Here is a 16,291-nt window from a genome sequence, read left to right as displayed (position 1 = left end):
CATATTCGCCGTCACAGCGTCAGCGGCAGGCTGCGCAGGCGCTTGCCGGTCAGTTTGAAGACCGCATTGGCCACGGCCGGCGCGATCGGCGGCGTCGCCGGTTCGCCCATGCCTTCGGGATGTTCGGCGCTCGGCATGATGATGGTTTCCACCTCCGGCGCCTGGTTGATGCGCACCACCGGATAGTCGTGGAAGTTGCTCTGCTCGACCTTGCCGTCCTTGATCGTCACCGCGCCAAACAGGGCCGCCGACAGCCCGAACACCACCGCCGACTCCACCTGCTGCGCGATGATGTTGGGATTGACGGCGATGCCGCAATCGACCGCGCACACCACGCGGTGCACACGGATCTCCGTGCCCTCCACCGACACCTCGGCCACCTGCGCGACGATGGTGCCGAAGGACTGGTGCAGCGCCACGCCATGCGCGCGGCCGGCCGGCGCGGCGCCGGCCCTGGCCACCGCCGCATCGAGCACCGCCAGATGGCGCGGGTGCTGCTTCAACAGGCCGCGGCGGAACGCCACCTCGTCCTGGCCCGCCGCATGCGCCAGCTCGTCGATGAAACTCTCTTTGAAAAACGCATTGTGCGAATGCCCTACCGAGCGCCAGTAACCCAGCGGCACCGGACTGTCGACGATCACGTGGCGGATGCGCTGATTCGGGAACTCGTACTGCATATCGAACTCGCCTTCGGCCGTGGTCTTGTCCGGCCCACCGGGCGGCAAGCCCAGGTTACGCTTGAAGAACTGGTGCGACACCGAGCCGCTGGCCGACTTGTTATCGTAGCCCAGCACCCTGCCCGCCGCATCCAGGCTGGCGCTGAAGCGCGCCAGCGCCGCCGGGCGATACACGTCGTGCGTGGTGTCGTCTTCGCGCGACCAGATCATCTGCACCGGCAGGCCGCCGGCCCGCCTGGCCACCGCCACCACCTGCGCCACCATGTCCACATCGAGCCGGCGCCCGAAGCCGCCGCCCAGCATCGTCACGACCAGCACCACCTTGTCCGCCGCGACGCCGCCGACCTTGGCCGCCACCTCCGCCGCGAATCCCGGCGACTGCGTCGGCGCCCACAGGAACACCTTGCCGTCCTTGAACTGCGCGGTGCAGTTGACCGGCTCCATCGCCGCATGCGCCAGATAAGGCGCGCGGTATTCGGCCGTCACGGTCTTGACCACGCCGGCAGCCTTGCCCTCCACCGCATCCATGTCGCCGGCCTTGTGATAGGCATGGCCCGATTCCGCATCCAGCCTGGCCGCGAACTCCGCAAAGATGGCGGCGCTCGACAGCTTGGCCCGTTCGTCGCTGCTCCACTGCACCGGCAGGGCCAGCGCGGCCTGTTTGGCCTGCCAATACGTCTTCGCCACCACCGCCACGCCGGCGCCGGCGCCGGTCTGCTGCGGCAGCGCGCTGGAAAAATCGACCACCTGCATCACGCCCGGCATCTTCAGCACCGCCTCCGGCTTGACGCTGGAGACCACGCCGCCGATCACCGGCGACATGCGCACCGCCGCGTACACCATGCCCTCGGGACGCACGTCGATGCCGAATACCGCCTCGCCGTTCACCTTGGACGGCGTATCGCGGCGCGGCTGCGCGCGGCCTATCAGTTTGAAGTCCTTGGGATCCTTCAAGCGGATCTCGCCCGGCGCGGCCGTCGCTGCGGCCACCGCCAGCGCGCCGTATGACAGGCGCCGACCGTCGGCATGGATCACCTGCCCATCCTCGGTCCGGCAATCCTGCGGACGCGCATTCCACTGCCTGGCGGCTGCGGCCACCAGCATGGCGCGCGCGGCGGCGCCGGCTTCGCGCATCGGCTGCCACGCATCCTTCACGCTGGACGAGCCGCCGGTGATGATGAGCCCCAGCTCACGCGCCACCTTGCCGACGGTCCAGCCGACGGCCGCCTTCAAGCTGCCGTCATCGTCCGGATGGAAAGGCAGGCCGTCCTTGAGCATGGCGATATTGCCGTAGATTTTATCGGTGGTGGCCTGCACCAGCCGCACCGCCGACAGCGGCACGTCCATCTCCTCGGCCACCAGCATCGGCAGCGCGGTATGCACGCCCTGCCCCATTTCGCTGCGCGGCATGGCCACGCTGACCGTGCCGTCCGGCGCCACCGCCACCCAGCCGTTGAGCGCGACCGCGTCGCCGTCCAGCGGCAGCGTGTGCGTGGCGTTCAGGCGCTGGCGCGCCGGCATCAGGCCCCAGCCGACCACCAGCGCGCCGGCGGCGACGGCCACGCCGCCAAAAATAAACCGGCGGCGCGCGCCGAGCTTCAGTCCCTGCATTGCGGTCTCCCGGTTTTTATGAGGTGCGCCAGCGTGTCAGCATATCGTCCGCCGCCACCGGCTTGCTGTAGAAGTAGCCCTGCGCCAGATGGCAGCCGTGGCGCAGCAGGAAGGCCGCCTGCTCCTCGGTCTCCACGCCTTCCGCGATCACGGACAGATTCATGCTCTTGCCCAGCTGGATGATGGCGATGGCGATGGCTTCGTCGTTGACGTCGGTGGAGATATCCTTGATGAAGGAACGGTCGATCTTCAGCGTCTGCACCGGCAGCTGCTTCAGGTAGGCCAGCGACGAGTAGCCGGTGCCGAAATCGTCGATCGCCAGGCCGACGCCGATCGAGTGCAGGTCGTTGATGAAGACCATGGCGTCGCCGGTGTTCATGATGACCGACTCGGTCACTTCCAGTTGCAGGCGCTGCGGCTCCAGGCCGGTCTCGCGCAGGATGTCGGCCACCATGTTGACGATGCTGCCGCGCTCGAACTGCTTGGCCGACAGGTTGACCGCCATCTTCGGCACATTCAGGCCGGCGGCCTGCCAGCGTATCATCTGGCGGCAGGCTTCTTCCAGCACCCACTTGCCCAGCTGGTTGATGAAGCCCGTATCCTCGGCCAGCGGAATGAAGCGGATCGGCGGGATCAGGCCCAGCTCCGGATGGTTCCAGCGCACCAGCGCCTCGACCCCGATCAAGCGGCCGGTATCGATTTCCACCTGCGGCTGGTAGTTGAGGAAGATCTCGTCCTTCTCGATCGAGCGGCGCAGGAAGGTCTCCAGGCGCAGGCGTTCGACGCCCTCGCCCGTCATCGACGGCGTGTAGAAGCTGTAGCCGTTGCGGCCGCGCGCCTTGGCCTGGTACATGGCCACGTCGGCGTTACGGATCAGCATATTCAGGTCGACCGCATCGTCCGGGAACAGGCTGATACCGACGCTGCAGGTGACGAACAATTCATGGCCGGCTACCATGAAGGGCTGCTCGAACATCTGCACCAGCTTCTCGGCGACCTGGCTGGCGCCGAACTGGTTCTCGATATTCTCCAGCAGGACGATGAACTCGTCGCCGCCCAGGCGCGCCAGCGTATCGCCTTCGCGCAGGCGCTCGTGCAAGGCCTTGGCGACCTGCTTGAGCAGCTCGTCGCCGATGTGGTGGCCCAGCGTGTCGTTGACGTTCTTGAAGCGGTCCAAGTCAATGAACAGCAGCGCCAGTTGTTCGCCGTCGCGCGCGGCGCGTTGCAGCGCGTGCTGCAGGCGATCGTGGAACAGCAGGCGGTTCGGCAACGCGGTCAGCGGATCGTGGTGGGCCAGGTGGTCCAGCTTTTCCTGCGATTCCTTGACCTTGGTGATGTCGCTGAACACGCCGACGTAATGGGTGGTCTCGCCGCGGCTGTCGCGCACCGCGCTCACCGTCAGCCATTCCAGATACAGCTCGCCGTTCTTGCGCTGGTTCCAGATCTCGCCGCGCCAGAAGCCCTTGTCCATCTGCTCCTGCCACATCTCCGCATAGAACTCGGCGTCGTGCCGGCCGGAGCGCGTCAGCGTGCGGTCCTTGCCCAGCGCTTCGGCCTCGGTGTAGCCGGTGATCTGCGTGAACGCCGGATTGACGGCGACGATGATGCCGTTCGCGTCCAGCACCACCACGCCGTCGGCGATGTGCTCGATCACGGTGGCCGACAGGCGCAGCTTCTCTTCCGCTTCCTTGCGCGCGGTGATGTCGGCATACACCCAGATGCTGCCCTCGTTGGCGCGCTTGTCGTCCAGCGCGTAGCCGCTGACCATGCACCAGAACAGGCTGCCGTCCTTGCGGCGGTAGTGGCGTTCTTCGTTGAAGTAATCGCCTTTCGACAGCGACGGATACTGGCGCGCGCCGGCCGATTCAAAATCGAAGGAGCTCGGGAACACGATCGAGGTCGAGGCGCCCGTCATCGCGCCCGGCTCGTAGCCGAACAGCTCCTCGCAGCGGCGGTTGACCGACACGATCTGGCGGTTGCGCACGAACATCACGCCGAACATCACGTTGTCCAGGATCGCGCTCTGCTCGGCCAGCAGGGCTTCGATGCGCATCTCGTTGTGCTTGCGCTGGCTGATGTCGGAGATGATGCCGTCGACCCAGGGCGCATTGCCCTCGCCATCGTGCGGCTGCGGCTGGCCGTTCTCGGCCACCCAGCGCTCGGTGCCGGCGGCGTCCAGGATGCGGTACTCGACCTCGTAGGACTGGCCGGTGCGGATCGCCTCGGACACGCTGCGGCGCTGCTTCTTGCGGTCTTCCGGCGCGATCAGGTTGGTCCAGGAATGGGTGGTGCTGCGCATGAACTGCGCGGCGGAATAGCCGGAAATCTCTTCGATGGCGTCCGACACGAAGTCGATCGGGCCGTCGGGGCGGAAGCGGAACACCGCGCCCGGCACCTGCGTGACGATGGTGCGGAAGCGTTCCTCGCGCTGGCCGATGTCTTCGAACAGGCGCTTGATCGCCACCCGCATCTGCTCCAGCTGCGTGGCCAGGCGGCCCAGCTCATCGCTGCCGACCAGGTCCAGCCGGGTCTCGAAATCGCCGTGCGACAGGCGGTCGGAAAAGCGCATCAGCTTGCGCAGCGGTTTAATCAGGCGGGAATTGAGGAACAGCACGATCAGCAGCAGCGACACCATCAGCTGCGCCGCCAGCACGAACACATAGGACAGCTGCTTCTCGCGCAGCTCCTGCTGGCTGCGGGCGTCGTCCATCTCGACCGTGATGCGGCCGATGCGCTCGCCGCGCACGAGGATCTCGCGCTCGGCGCGGTACACATTGCCGGCCGCCTGGCGCGGCGAATGCACGCTCATGAACTGGGTGTCGGCCTGGCCGACCACTTCCACTTGCAGCACCGAGCGGTCGCGCATCACCGATTCGACCAGCGAATGAGCCGATTCGGCATTCATATTCCACAGGGATTCCTGCATGCCCAGCGCCAGGATGTCGGCATTGCGCTGCAGCGATTCGTCCAGCGCCACGCGCGCCGATTTCTGCTCGTGCACGCCGATCAGCAGGTAGCTGCCGATGATGGCCGGGATCACCAGGCCGCCAAACACCACCAGTAACAGCGCGCCATAGATGGATAGACCGTACAAGGCGCTGAGCCTGGCACGCATCTTTTGGTAAACGGCGCTAATCATGCACCGGTCGCGAGTGATAAGTTTGCATCATCTGTCTGTAATTGGGTAATAGCGCAAACTTTAAGGTTTCTAACTGGAATTATGCACGGAAAATGCGGTAAAAGTCAGCGCGCCAGCAAAAAACCCACAGGCACGCTATCATCGCGACTCATTTCAACTGAGGACCTTGCCATGACCACTTTTTCCATGTATTCCGCTTCCATTCCAGTGTTCAAGCAGATCCTGAACAGCCTGCTGGTCATCCTCGACAAAGCCGAGACGCACGCGGCCGAGAAGAAAATCGAACCTAACGCGCTGCTTCAGTTCCGCCTGTTCCCGGACATGCTGCCGTTCACCCGCCAGATCCAGATCGCCTGCGACTTCTCGAAAGGCGCCGCAGCCCGCCTGGGCGGCCTGGAAGTGCCGTCGTACGAAGACACCGAAACCAGCTTCGCCGACCTGAAGGCCCGCATCGTCAAGACCCTGGCCTACATCGACAGCGTGCCGGCCAGCGCCATCGAAGGCAGCGAAACGCGCGAGATCACCACCGGCAGCGGCGAAAAGACCAAGCACTTCACCGGCCAGACCTATCTGTTCCACTACGCGCTGCCGCACTTCTTCTTCCACGCCACCACGGCTTACGACATCCTGCGCCACAACGGCCTGGACATCGGCAAGAAGAACTTCATCGGCACCTATTGATCCACCCACGTCATTCCCGCGCAGGCGGGAATCCATACTGAGCGCGCGTTAGCAATGCTCTTGACTCAGCATGGATTCCCGCTTTCGCGGGAACGACTACGTATTCCGGCGCGGGTAGCCCTGCGCCAGGATGCGCTGCCACACCAGCTCTTTCTGGTCGGCGCTCATGGACACCCAGTGCGCCACCTCCACCACCGTGCGGCCGCAACCGCGGCAGATTTCATCGAAGGTGGTGGAGCAGACCGCCACGCAGGGCGTGTCCGGCCGTACCGGCAAATCTCCCATCATTTCACCTGCAACAGCTTGTCCCAGGCGTCGTGGCCCAGCGCGCGCAGCGTCTCGATGTTCTTTTCGAAGATGTCGCCCGCTTCCGGGAAAGCCTCCACCGCGCGCTCCACGCTGTCCTCGCGCAGCAGGTGCAGCGTCGGATACGGCGAGCGGTTGGTGTAGTTTTCGATATCGTTCTTGTGGGTGTCGGCGAACTGGTAGTCCGGGTGGAAGCTGGCCACCTGCAGGATGCCGTCCAGTTCCATCTCTTCCAGCGCGGCGTCGGCCACGTCGAGGAACTCGTTGTAGTCCTCGAAATCCGCCAGCACGTTCGGATGCATAATCATCGTCGTGTCGACTTTTTCCGGATCGGCTTCGGCCAGATACTCCAGCTCTTCCATCAGCTTTTCCAGCAATGCTTCCGGCGTGTCGGCTTCGCAGACCACGTAGCGGATCTGCTTCTTCACATGCACGGCCTTGGCAAACGGACACAGGTTCAGGCCGATGACGGCCTTCTCCACCCAGTTGACGGTCTCGGCGATGACGGCGTCGTGATCGATGGCGGGGCTACTCATAATTCAATTCCTTGGTGACTGCTCAAAAACAGAATTGTACGCACTCTTTGCGGGAACTCATACTTCAGCCATTTTGCAGCGATCTCCGGCTTATTTACGCAGAACTATTGCGTAAAAGAATTAGTCATCCGCCTGACATATTTCTTGACTCGACCGGACGACCTTCGTACACTCCACGTTTATTCATAGTCCGTCCGATGTTACTCGTCGGCAACAATGGAAAACTATGCAAGCACGAATTTCCAAATCCGCGGCCTTGGCCACCTTGCTGGCGCTGATGGCGCCGGCGATCAGCCAGGCCCACGATGAAGCGCCGGGCCTGCCGCCGGCGTCACTGCCGCTGTCCGCCCTGCCCAAATCCCCCGCCCTCGATGTCTCCTCCCTGAAAGTCAACAAACCGGCCAAGCTGGCTGACGATGACGCTTTCCGCGAAAAAGACGTCTGGGGCCGCATCCGCAGCGGCTACGCCATTCCGGATATTAATAACGAACTGGTCGGCAAGCACGTCAACTGGTACGCCACCCGTCCCGACTACATCGCCCGCACCACGGCGCGCGCCTCGCGCTACCTGTTCCACGTCGTCACCGAACTGGAAAAGCGCAACATGCCGACCGAGCTGGCGCTGCTGCCCTTCATCGAATCCGCGTTCAACCCGCAAGCCCTGTCCAGCGCCAACGCCGCCGGCATGTGGCAGTTCGTGCCGGGCACCGGCCGCGACTACAACCTCAAGCAGGACGCCTTCAAGGACGAGCGCCGCGGCGTGCTGGCCTCGACCGACGCCGCGCTGAGCTACCTGCAGCGCCTGTACGACATGTTCGGCGACTGGCAGCTGGCGCTGGCCGCCTACAACTGGGGCGAAGGCTCGGTGCAGAAGGCCATCAAGCGCAACCAGGCGGCCGGCAAGCCGACCGATTTCGAAAGCCTGGCCGAACTGATGCCGGCCGAAACCCGCAACTACGTGCCCAAGCTGCAGGCGGTGAAGAACATCATCGCCAATCCGGCCCAGTACGGCCTGAACCTGCCGGCCATCGATAACACGCCCTACTTCACCGCCGTCGACAAGACCAGCGACATCGACCTGACCATCGCCGCCCACCTGGCCGAGCTGTCGGTCGACGAGTTCAAGGCGCTGAACCCGCAGTTCAAGCGCCCGGTCATCACCGGCGACGAACAGACCAAGATCCTGCTGCCCAAGGAAAACGCCGACAAGTTCCACCTGAATCTGGCGCAATGGGGCAAGGATCTGTCGACCTGGACCACGCACAAGATCACCACCGCCCGCGAAAGCATCGGCACGCTGGCCTCGCGCTTCCACACCACGCCGGAAGTGATACGCCAGGCTAACAACATCCCGCAGAAATCGCTGCTCAAGGCCGGCTCCACCATCCTGGTGCCGAAGATCTCGACCTCGGCCAGCGTGGACATCTCGCCGGAAGTGGAGCGCAACGCCACCGTCGCCTTCGAGGCCGAGCGCGAGCGCACCACCAGCAAGGCCGGCTACAAACTGGCCAAGGGCGGCAAGGCTGCCAAGTCCAGCCCGGTCGCACTGGTCAAGGCGCGCGTGTCGCACGACGCCGCCAAAGGCAAATCCCGCCGCAAGAACTAGCATCAAAGCCCGTCCGGCCCCGGTTCCAGCGCATGGCGCGTGGGCCGGGGCCGCGATCAAAGGTTGCAGTCGCGGCCCACTCGCCCTACAATCTTGGTCTTGCAGCGGCCGGCAACGGGCCTCTCACATCAATAACAACCCCACTGACGTCGCCAGCCAGCCTGCAAAAAAGGCGAGCCCGGGCGCGCAGTTGCAATCGGAGTCACTATGGCGTTCTTGCAAGGCAAAAAAATCCTCATCACTGGTTTGCTGTCGAACCGTTCCATCGCTTACGGTATCGCCAAGGCTTGCCATCGCGAAGGCGCCGAACTGGCGTTCACCTACGTCGGCGAACGCTTCAAAGACCGCATCACCGAATTCGCCGCCGAATTCGGCAGCAACCTGGTGTACGACTGCGACGTCGGCAGCGACGAACAGATCGCCGCCCTGTTCACCGACCTGGGCAAGAGCTGGTCGCAGCTGGACGGCCTTGTGCACGCGATCGGCTTCGCGCCGCGCGAAGCGATCGCCGGCGAGTTCCTGGACGGCCTGACCCGCGAGAACTTCCGCATCGCCCACGACATCTCGGCCTACAGCTTCCCGGCGATGGCCAAGGCCGCGCTGCCGCTGCTCAAAGAAGGCTCGTCGCTGCTGACGCTGTCCTACCTGGGCGCGGTCCGCGCCATCCCTTACTACAACACCATGGGCCTGGCCAAGGCCTCGCTGGAAGCGTCGGTGCGCTACCTGGCGGAAAACCTGGGCAAGCTGGGCATTCGCGCCAACGGCATTTCGGCCGGCCCGATCAAGACTTTGGCCGCGTCCGGCATCAAGGACTTCGGCAAGCTGCTGGGCTTTGCCTCGTCGCACGCCCCGCTGCGCCGCAACGTGACGATTGAAGAAGTGGGCAACACCGCCGCCTTCATGCTGTCCGACCTGGCTTCCGGCATCACCGGCGAGATCACCTACGTCGACGGCGGCTTCTCGCACGTCATGGGCCTGAACGCGGAAGACTACACCTGAGTCCTGCCGCATCACCCAAGCAAAACGCCCTGCATGCAGGGCGTTTTTTATTAGAGCGTGATCTTCCAGAGCTGCACCGGCGCGGCCCAGCCGGTGCCGGCGTACAGCTTGCCGTCGGCACCGATCGCCAGCGCCATCGTGTAGGGCGTTCCGCCCATCAGCGTCAACACCGTGACGGTGCCATCGGGCTTCACCCGACGCAGATCGGTGTCGCCGGCGACATAGGCGTTGCCCGCCGCATCCACCGCGATCGGGCCATCGGGGGCGATGAGGCGCTTGGGAATATGGGCGACGGTTTTCACTGTGCCGTCCGGCAGCACCCGGCGCACCGCGTCGCTGTCGTTGACCAGCAAGGCGCCCGAGGCGTCGAACGCCAGCGCCGACGGGCCGTGGAAGGCAGCCTGCGCGCCGACGCCATCATTGCCGTCGCCGCTGCCGCCGCCAGCCAGCACGCTGCGCACGCCGGCCGGGCTGAACTTCAGGATGCGCTTGCCGGCGTAATCGGCCAGATACACATTGCCAGCGCCATCGACCGCCAGCCGCACGCTGGTCTGCGGCGTCACGCCGCCATTCCAGCCGGTGAACCATGGTTTGACCACGCCGTCGGGCGTGCGCCGGTAGATCGTGTCGTCGTAGGCGCCGGCGCCGTAGAAATTACCTGCGGCGTCCAGCGCCATCCCGTCGAACGTGGCGGCCGGCGTGCTTGGCAGCGTCGTCACCGCGCCGCTCGGCGTGATCTGCCGGATGCCGTTGCGGTCCGAGGCGAAGAAATTGCCGGCTTTGTCGACCGCCAGTTGATGGATGCCGCCGAACCTGGCCTGGCCGCCCGCGCCGTCCACCGAGGCCTCGCCGCCGATCATGCCGCCGCCGGCGATCGGCTCGGACACCAGCAAGGCCGCCTGCGGCGCGGCCTTGGCCACCACCTGATTGGTCGCCGGGCCGGTCGCCGTCGCCGGCACCGTCACTATCGTGCCGGCCAGCACGTTGATCGTATTGGATTGCCCGTTGAGGTTGACGGTCGAGCCATCCGGACCGCTGATGACGGCGCCCGCAGGCACCAGCACCGTTTCGTAAGCCGCCATCGTGTGCGTCGTGCCGGCCGCGATGACCGCGAACGTGCTCGGCGCCGGAGTCGCCGGCTGCGCCGCTTGCGTTATGTTGCCATTGGCCGGCGTATCGCCGCCACCACCGCCACAGGCCGACAAGCTGGCCGCCGTCATTACTGCGAAAAAAAGATAAGCTGTACGCATATAAACTTTATTAAATATATAACGCACAGCAATATACCGCAGAGCTTACTTTTTCGACATCAGCAAAGTCGTGGCCTTCCTCTAAAACAACAGATCGTCAGCTGCGGCGGCGACGCAGCCAGGCGCCCATGCCCAGCAGGCCCGCGCCCAGCATCAGCGCCGACGACGGCTCGGGCACCGCAGCCGTCACGCTGACGTTGTCCAGGCCGATGTACCACACGGCCTGGCCGCCGCCGAAGGACACGTCGGTAGTCGCGCCGCTGGCCACGAAGGACATCGTCACATGCTCCCACGAGCTGGGCTGGTTGTTGATGGTGGTCCACACCTGCTGCCCCACCACATTGCCGGCCGTGACGAACAGGCTGTCGTTGCTGCCGAAGTTGTAGTTGTTGGAATTGCCGATATCGAAGCTGAGCGTGTAGGTCGCGCCCGCCGTGGTCGCGATCGTCTGCTTGATGCCGCCGCCGGTGGCGCTCTGGTCGTGCCAGCCGGTCAGGTCGAGGAAGTTATTGCCGGCCGACGCGTTGATCGCATACGGATTGCCCAGGCCGATCCAGGCGATGTCATTGCCGCCGATGACAGTCCAGCCGGCCAGCGTGGAGCTGTCGCCGCTGAGCAGCTGCTGCGCGCCCGCATCGCTGTGATTCGGAACGATGGTGCCGGCTTCGAAGCTGCCGTTGGTGATCAATTCGGCCGCGCCCGCATGCGCAGCCATCGCCAGCGCGGCGGCCAGCAGGGTCGATTTCAGTTTCATTGTGTATCCCATGAGTTATATGTTGCGATGTGCTTGTACCAACCCCAACAGTATAAATTGTAGTTTTTATATCATCAAGCGCAACGTACGAACCGTGCAGACGCACGCGCACTACCGTTTTGCAAGCCAAACGCAGCTCAAGGCAGATCCTTCATCGCGGCGGCGATCTTGTCGCAATCGGCCATGGCCGGGGCTTTTTGCATGGACAGGCCCAGCTTGCCCGTATGCCAGGCCTGCATGGCTTTCTGCTCCGCGTCCACCAGCTTGCTCATGACCGCCGCATCGGCGCGGCTGGTGCGCGCCAACATCAGCGTGGCGGCCTGGTTCAAGCCAGCCTGATGGGCGCCGCTCCAGGCCTGCAGAGCGTCCTGATAGGCCCTGGCATGATCGGGGAAGCGGTTGGCGCACATGCCCGTCACCAGCTTGAGGGCGTCGCGCCGTATCATCTGCCGCAACGCGCCCTGCTCCGCCTCGCTCAGCGGCACGGACGGCGCCTCCGGCGCTGCGGCCTGCGGCTCGGCGGCCACCCGGTCGGCGGGCGGATCGGCGATCACCTCGTCGACCTTCGCCAGGAAGGCCGGCGCCGCCGGCGGACGGCCGCTGATGTCGCCCAGCAGCTTGCCCTTGTTGAAGACATACTGCGTCGGCACGCCATACACCTTCATCAGCTTGCTGAAATCGGGAATCTTGCGCCACGGCGTCCACTGCACCCGCGCGAAGGCCAGCGCCGGCTGGTGCGGCAAGGCTGCGGCCTGGTCGAAGGTCTGGTCGGCGCCCTTGCAATAGCCGCAACCCGGATCGGGCGAGGTCAGCTGCACCACCACATACTCGTGCCTGGCGATAAACGCGGCCAATTGCTGCGGCTGCAACTCCGTCACCGGCCCGGCCACGGCCTGCACCGCCGCCAACATCATCGCCCCACCCCAAAGAATTCGCATCGTCCATCCCAATCAAAACCATAAAATTATCATATAAATAACTGCGGCGCTGCACAATAGAAATGCTTTGACCTATACAGCGAAGGCCAACTACTGTATAGTGTTGCCTGTGCGCTGCAATGAGCGCGCTGCAACAAAAGCAGCGCCGATTGATCAGCCAGGTATTACTAGCAGCTTCGCAAGCCTTAGCGCATCGCCCTGATGTCGCTATTAAAGCCCTCCCGCCTTTGGTGTCGCACCTGACACCGTCCCGGCGCAAAGCTTTTGTGCCGAAATTTCTTTCGATTTTGATTGAGTCATTTCGTTTTGGTAGGCGTAGCTATTTCGCGTTCAGCTTTTGCATGAACGCCGGTTTTTTACGAAAGAACAGCATGACATTTGAAGCACTTGGTCTCAACACGTCCATCATTAAAGCCCTGACCGACGCCGGCTACACCGCGCCGACGCCAGTACAGCAGCAGGCTATCCCTGCCGCTATCGCAGGCAAGGACTTGTTGGTTTCCTCGCAAACCGGTTCCGGCAAGACTGCAGCGTTCATGCTGCCGTCGCTGCACCGTTTGTCCGAGATCGACCCGGCAGCCGCCGGCAAGACTCCGAATCAAGAAATGCAAGCCGCCCGCGCCCGTGGCGAGCGCCCACGTTTCAAAGCTGCACAGCCAAAAATGCTGGTGTTGACCCCAACCCGCGAACTGGCCCTGCAAGTAACCACCAATACCGACAAGTACAGCGTCAACCTGCGCCGCATCAAGGCCGTGTCGATCTTGGGCGGTATGCCTTATCCAAAACAGATGCAACTGCTGGCCAAGAATCCTGAGATTCTGGTGGCAACCCCAGGCCGTCTGATCGACCACATGGAATCGGGCAAGATCGACTTCTCGCAACTGGAAATCCTGGTGCTGGACGAAGCCGACCGCATGCTGGACATGGGTTTCATCGACGACATCGAGAAGATCGTCGAAGCGACGCCATCGACCCGTCAGACCATGCTGTTCTCGGCCACGCTGGACGGCGTGGTTGGCAACATGGCCCGCCGCATCACCAAAGAGCCGCAGATCATCCAGATCGTCAGCGCCGCCAACAAGCATGAGAACATCACCCAGCGCGTGCACTTCGTCGACGACCTGTCGCACAAGAACCGCCTGCTGGACCACCTGCTGCGCGACGACTCGCTGGACCAGGCCGTGGTCTTCACCGCCACCAAGCGTGACGCCGACACCATCGCCGACCGTCTGAACATCGCCGGTTTCTCGGCTGCCGCACTGCATGGCGACATGCACCAGGGCGCCCGTAACCGCACGCTGGACAGCCTGCGTCGCGGCCAGGTCAAGATCCTGATCGCCACCGACGTAGCCGCTCGCGGTATCGACGTGCCGACCATCACCCACGTGTTCAACTACGACCTGCCGAAGTTCCCAGAAGACTACGTGCACCGCATCGGCCGTACCGGCCGTGCCGGCCGCAACGGTCTGGCGATCTCGCTGGTGAACCACGCTGAAGGCATGAACGTCAAGCGCATCGAGCGCTTCACCAAGCAGCTGATTCCGGTCAACGTCATCGAAGGCTACGAGCCTAAGAAGACCGCGTCGGCATCGCGTTCGTCGCCGCGTCCAGGCGGCTGGAAGCCGGGCGACAACCGTGGTGGCGCCAAGCCATCGGGTCAGCGCACGTTCAGCAAGCCAGGCGCACCGCGCAAGGAAGGCAGCACCGGCGGCGGCTACAAAGGCAGCAACCCACGCAGCACCGACGGCGCACGCCGCAGCTACGGCGACCGTTAATCGGTAGTCCGCTGAATTAAAAGCCCCCGTCGGCCTGGACGCGATCAAGATCGCGGCCAGTGCCGGCGGGGGCTTTTTGCGTTGGGTGCGAGGCGTTTCCAGTCGCCACATTCACCATTGAGGATGACATCGGCTGGACGTGACAATCGGTGATTTTTTTTCGCAAGCAAAATGTTATCGTGCGTGCGCTGCTCTATTAAAAAACCATCGAACCAGAAGAGAAGGCCTGCCCGTAAATGAAAATAGCGCTTCCCCTATCCATCATGTGGTTTCTCGTTACACCTTTTGCACTTGCTGAGGATACGGTCAAGGCCAACGAGGGTGTTTTGATTATCGATATCCGCGCCGGCTTTAGCACGGAAGTCGGCCCCAATCATGGAAGCGGGGGATGGCTGAGAAATCTAGCCACTGGAAAGACGTATGGGAGCGGACGTGAAAATCTCCAACTCTTGATATTGCCAGAGGGGGACTATTGCGTTGATGAGATCCAGCTCTTCCCGCGAGGAATGGGCGTGGCGTCATACTGCAAAGAGCCATACATCAAGGTGGCTAGCGGAAGACTCAATAACGCCGGCCAATGGACATTTATTGTCGATCTACACGACCAGACTGTTAAACTGAAAAGTAGCATTTCGAATTCCGAGCAAACACTACAGGATGTAAAAAATAAGTTTCCGGAGTTCTTCTAAAAGTGACCAAGGCGAAGTCCATGGAGAAAGCAAAAGCCCGCCTACTTCCTGGCCGTGATCCGCAGGATGCGGCGGAAGGTCGGGCACTCCAGGTGATTGGCCGCCTTGCATACCGCCGCGTGGCGCAGACCGTCGCGCATGGCGCTTAGCTTTTTGATGGTGCGCTCCAGCTCATCCGCCTTCGCCGTCAACAACTGACGATCGATCCGCAAGTCGCCATCCGGACCGAACATGCCGCCAATCTCGTCCAGCGAGAAGCCCGATGCGCGCCCCAAGGCAATCAACGCCAGCTTCTCCAGCACGCCATCATCGAACAGCCGCCGCAGACCTCGCCTGCCGACCGACACTATCAGTCCTTTTTCTTCATAATATCGCAGCGCAGACGCCGGCATGCCGGAGATCCGGGCCACTTCCGCTATATCCATGCTCGCCATCGCTTGACCTCAAGTTGACTTGAAGTGGCACAGTAGCACCTTCCCTACTCCCCAACAAGCGAAAGGCCCCATCATGAGCTCACAACAAACCTCCATGTGGCAAGGCGCGGCCGGCCACACCTGGGTCGCGACACAAAACCTGCTCGACCGCATGTACCAGCCCATCGAAGACCTGCTGATGCAATCCCTGCCCGCCAACGCGCGCAGCCTGCTCGACGTGGGCTGCGGCACCGGCGCCACCACGCTGGCAGCCGCCCGCCAACTGGGCCCAAACGGCCACTGCACCGGCGTCGACATTTCCGGCCCCATGCTGGCCTCGGCCCGCGAACGCGCAGCGCACAGCCGCTCCTCCGCCGTCTTCATCCAGGACGATGCGCAGCGCCACGCCTTCAAACCGGCCAGCTACGACGCCATCATTTCGCGCTTCGGCGTGATGTTCTTCGACGATCCCGTCGCCGCCTTCCGCAATCTGCGGCTGGCCGCGCGCGACGGCGCCACGCTGCGCATGATCGCCTGGCGCAGCCCGGAAGAGAATCCCTTCATGACCGCCGCCGAGCGCAGCGCGGCATCCCTGCTGCCCCAGTTGCCGCCCCGCGTGCCGAACGAGCCTGGCCAGTTCGGCTTCGCAGACCGCCACCACGTGCAGGCGATACTGGAACAGTCCGGCTGGAGCGACATCGATATCCAGCCGCTGGACGTGGCGTGCAGCTTCCCCGAGGCGGAGCTGGAGCGCTACGCCACCCAGATGGGCCCGGTCGGCAGGCTGCTGCAGACGGCGGACGACCACACGCGCCGGCAAGTCGGCACCGCCGCCCGCGCCGGCTTCGCGCCCTACATCGACAGCGGCCAGGTGCGCTACACTGCCGCCTGCTGGAACATCGGCGCTCGCGTTTAAA

The 16,291-nt window shown here is 63.6% G+C and carries 14 protein-coding genes; 6 read left to right on the top strand and 8 right to left on the bottom strand.

Annotated elements, in window-relative coordinates; translation table 11 throughout:
- Positions 1–11: 11 nt before the first annotated feature.
- Positions 12–2,288, bottom strand: a complete 2,277-nt coding sequence (locus GEV02_RS12265) for a xanthine dehydrogenase family protein molybdopterin-binding subunit (RefSeq protein ID WP_152838251.1) — start codon at positions 2,286–2,288, stop codon at positions 12–14.
- A gap of 16 nt (positions 2,289–2,304) precedes the next feature.
- A complete protein-coding gene (locus GEV02_RS12260; protein WP_152838250.1) occupies positions 2,305–5,427 on the bottom strand; it encodes an EAL domain-containing protein in 3,123 nt (1,040 codons plus the stop codon).
- Between the two features lie 171 nt (positions 5,428–5,598).
- Here GEV02_RS12260 and GEV02_RS12255 point away from each other — a divergent pair, with 171 nt between their 5' ends.
- Positions 5,599–6,108: a DUF1993 domain-containing protein gene (locus GEV02_RS12255; RefSeq protein ID WP_070359083.1), complete on the top strand. Its 510-nt coding sequence runs from the start codon at positions 5,599–5,601 to the stop codon at positions 6,106–6,108.
- A 96-nt stretch (positions 6,109–6,204) separates the two neighbouring features.
- On the opposite strand, the gene GEV02_RS12250 is transcribed toward GEV02_RS12255, so the two are convergent.
- Complete coding sequence (locus tag GEV02_RS12250; RefSeq protein ID WP_152838249.1) at positions 6,205–6,396, bottom strand: DUF1289 domain-containing protein; 192 nt, start codon at positions 6,394–6,396, stop codon at positions 6,205–6,207.
- Positions 6,393–6,950 carry a DUF1415 domain-containing protein gene (locus tag GEV02_RS12245; protein WP_070269499.1) on the bottom strand — a complete coding sequence of 186 codons (558 nt, stop codon included), beginning with the start codon at positions 6,948–6,950 and terminating at the stop codon, positions 6,393–6,395. Before GEV02_RS12245 ends, GEV02_RS12250 begins: the two co-directional genes overlap by 4 nt.
- A 226-nt stretch (positions 6,951–7,176) precedes the next feature.
- Between GEV02_RS12245 and GEV02_RS12240 the strand changes: the two genes are divergently transcribed.
- The gene (locus tag GEV02_RS12240) at positions 7,177–8,556 is read left to right on the top strand and encodes a transglycosylase SLT domain-containing protein (protein ID WP_152838248.1); all 1,380 of its coding nucleotides are present in this window, start codon (positions 7,177–7,179) and stop codon (positions 8,554–8,556) included.
- A gap of 207 nt (positions 8,557–8,763) precedes the next feature.
- On the top strand, positions 8,764–9,555 hold the full coding sequence (gene fabI, locus GEV02_RS12235; protein ID WP_152838247.1) for an enoyl-ACP reductase FabI: 792 nt from the start codon (positions 8,764–8,766) through the stop codon (positions 9,553–9,555).
- Between the two features lie 50 nt (positions 9,556–9,605).
- Here the strand turns inward: fabI and GEV02_RS12230 are convergent, their stop codons facing one another.
- From GEV02_RS12230 to GEV02_RS12220, 3 genes are all read right to left on the bottom strand, one after another.
- On the bottom strand, positions 9,606–10,775 hold the full coding sequence (locus tag GEV02_RS12230) for an NHL repeat-containing protein (RefSeq protein ID WP_152838246.1): 1,170 nt from the start codon (positions 10,773–10,775) through the stop codon (positions 9,606–9,608).
- A gap of 127 nt (positions 10,776–10,902) precedes the next feature.
- Positions 10,903–11,559: a DUF642 domain-containing protein gene (locus GEV02_RS12225; protein ID WP_174999075.1), complete on the bottom strand. Its 657-nt coding sequence runs from the start codon at positions 11,557–11,559 to the stop codon at positions 10,903–10,905.
- A 137-nt stretch (positions 11,560–11,696) separates the two neighbouring features.
- Positions 11,697–12,497, bottom strand: a complete 801-nt coding sequence (locus GEV02_RS12220; protein WP_152838244.1) for a thioredoxin family protein — start codon at positions 12,495–12,497, stop codon at positions 11,697–11,699.
- Between the two features lie 371 nt (positions 12,498–12,868).
- On the opposite strand from GEV02_RS12220, the gene GEV02_RS12215 reads away from it, so the two are divergent.
- Both GEV02_RS12215 and GEV02_RS12210 read left to right on the top strand, forming a co-directional pair.
- Positions 12,869–14,272, top strand: a complete 1,404-nt coding sequence (locus GEV02_RS12215) for a DEAD/DEAH box helicase (protein WP_043480042.1) — start codon at positions 12,869–12,871, stop codon at positions 14,270–14,272.
- 236 nt (positions 14,273–14,508) lie between these two features.
- Positions 14,509–14,961, top strand: coding sequence for a hypothetical protein (locus GEV02_RS12210; RefSeq protein WP_152838243.1), 453 nt, complete (start codon positions 14,509–14,511; stop codon positions 14,959–14,961).
- A 41-nt stretch (positions 14,962–15,002) separates the two neighbouring features.
- Here GEV02_RS12210 and GEV02_RS12205 read toward each other — a convergent pair whose 3' ends face one another.
- Positions 15,003–15,395, bottom strand: coding sequence for a helix-turn-helix domain-containing protein (locus GEV02_RS12205; RefSeq protein WP_152838242.1), 393 nt, complete (start codon positions 15,393–15,395; stop codon positions 15,003–15,005).
- A 73-nt stretch (positions 15,396–15,468) separates the two neighbouring features.
- Here GEV02_RS12205 and GEV02_RS12200 point away from each other — a divergent pair, with 73 nt between their 5' ends.
- On the top strand, positions 15,469–16,290 hold the full coding sequence (locus tag GEV02_RS12200; protein ID WP_152838241.1) for a class I SAM-dependent methyltransferase: 822 nt from the start codon (positions 15,469–15,471) through the stop codon (positions 16,288–16,290).
- Position 16,291 lies beyond the last annotated feature (1 nt).

This window comes from Rugamonas aquatica (genome assembly GCF_009380215.1).
Classification (GTDB): domain Bacteria; phylum Pseudomonadota; class Gammaproteobacteria; order Burkholderiales; family Burkholderiaceae_D; genus Rugamonas; species Rugamonas aquatica_B.
Note: the sequence above shows the minus strand (reverse complement) of the source record. Positions and strands in the feature narration are given on the sequence as shown.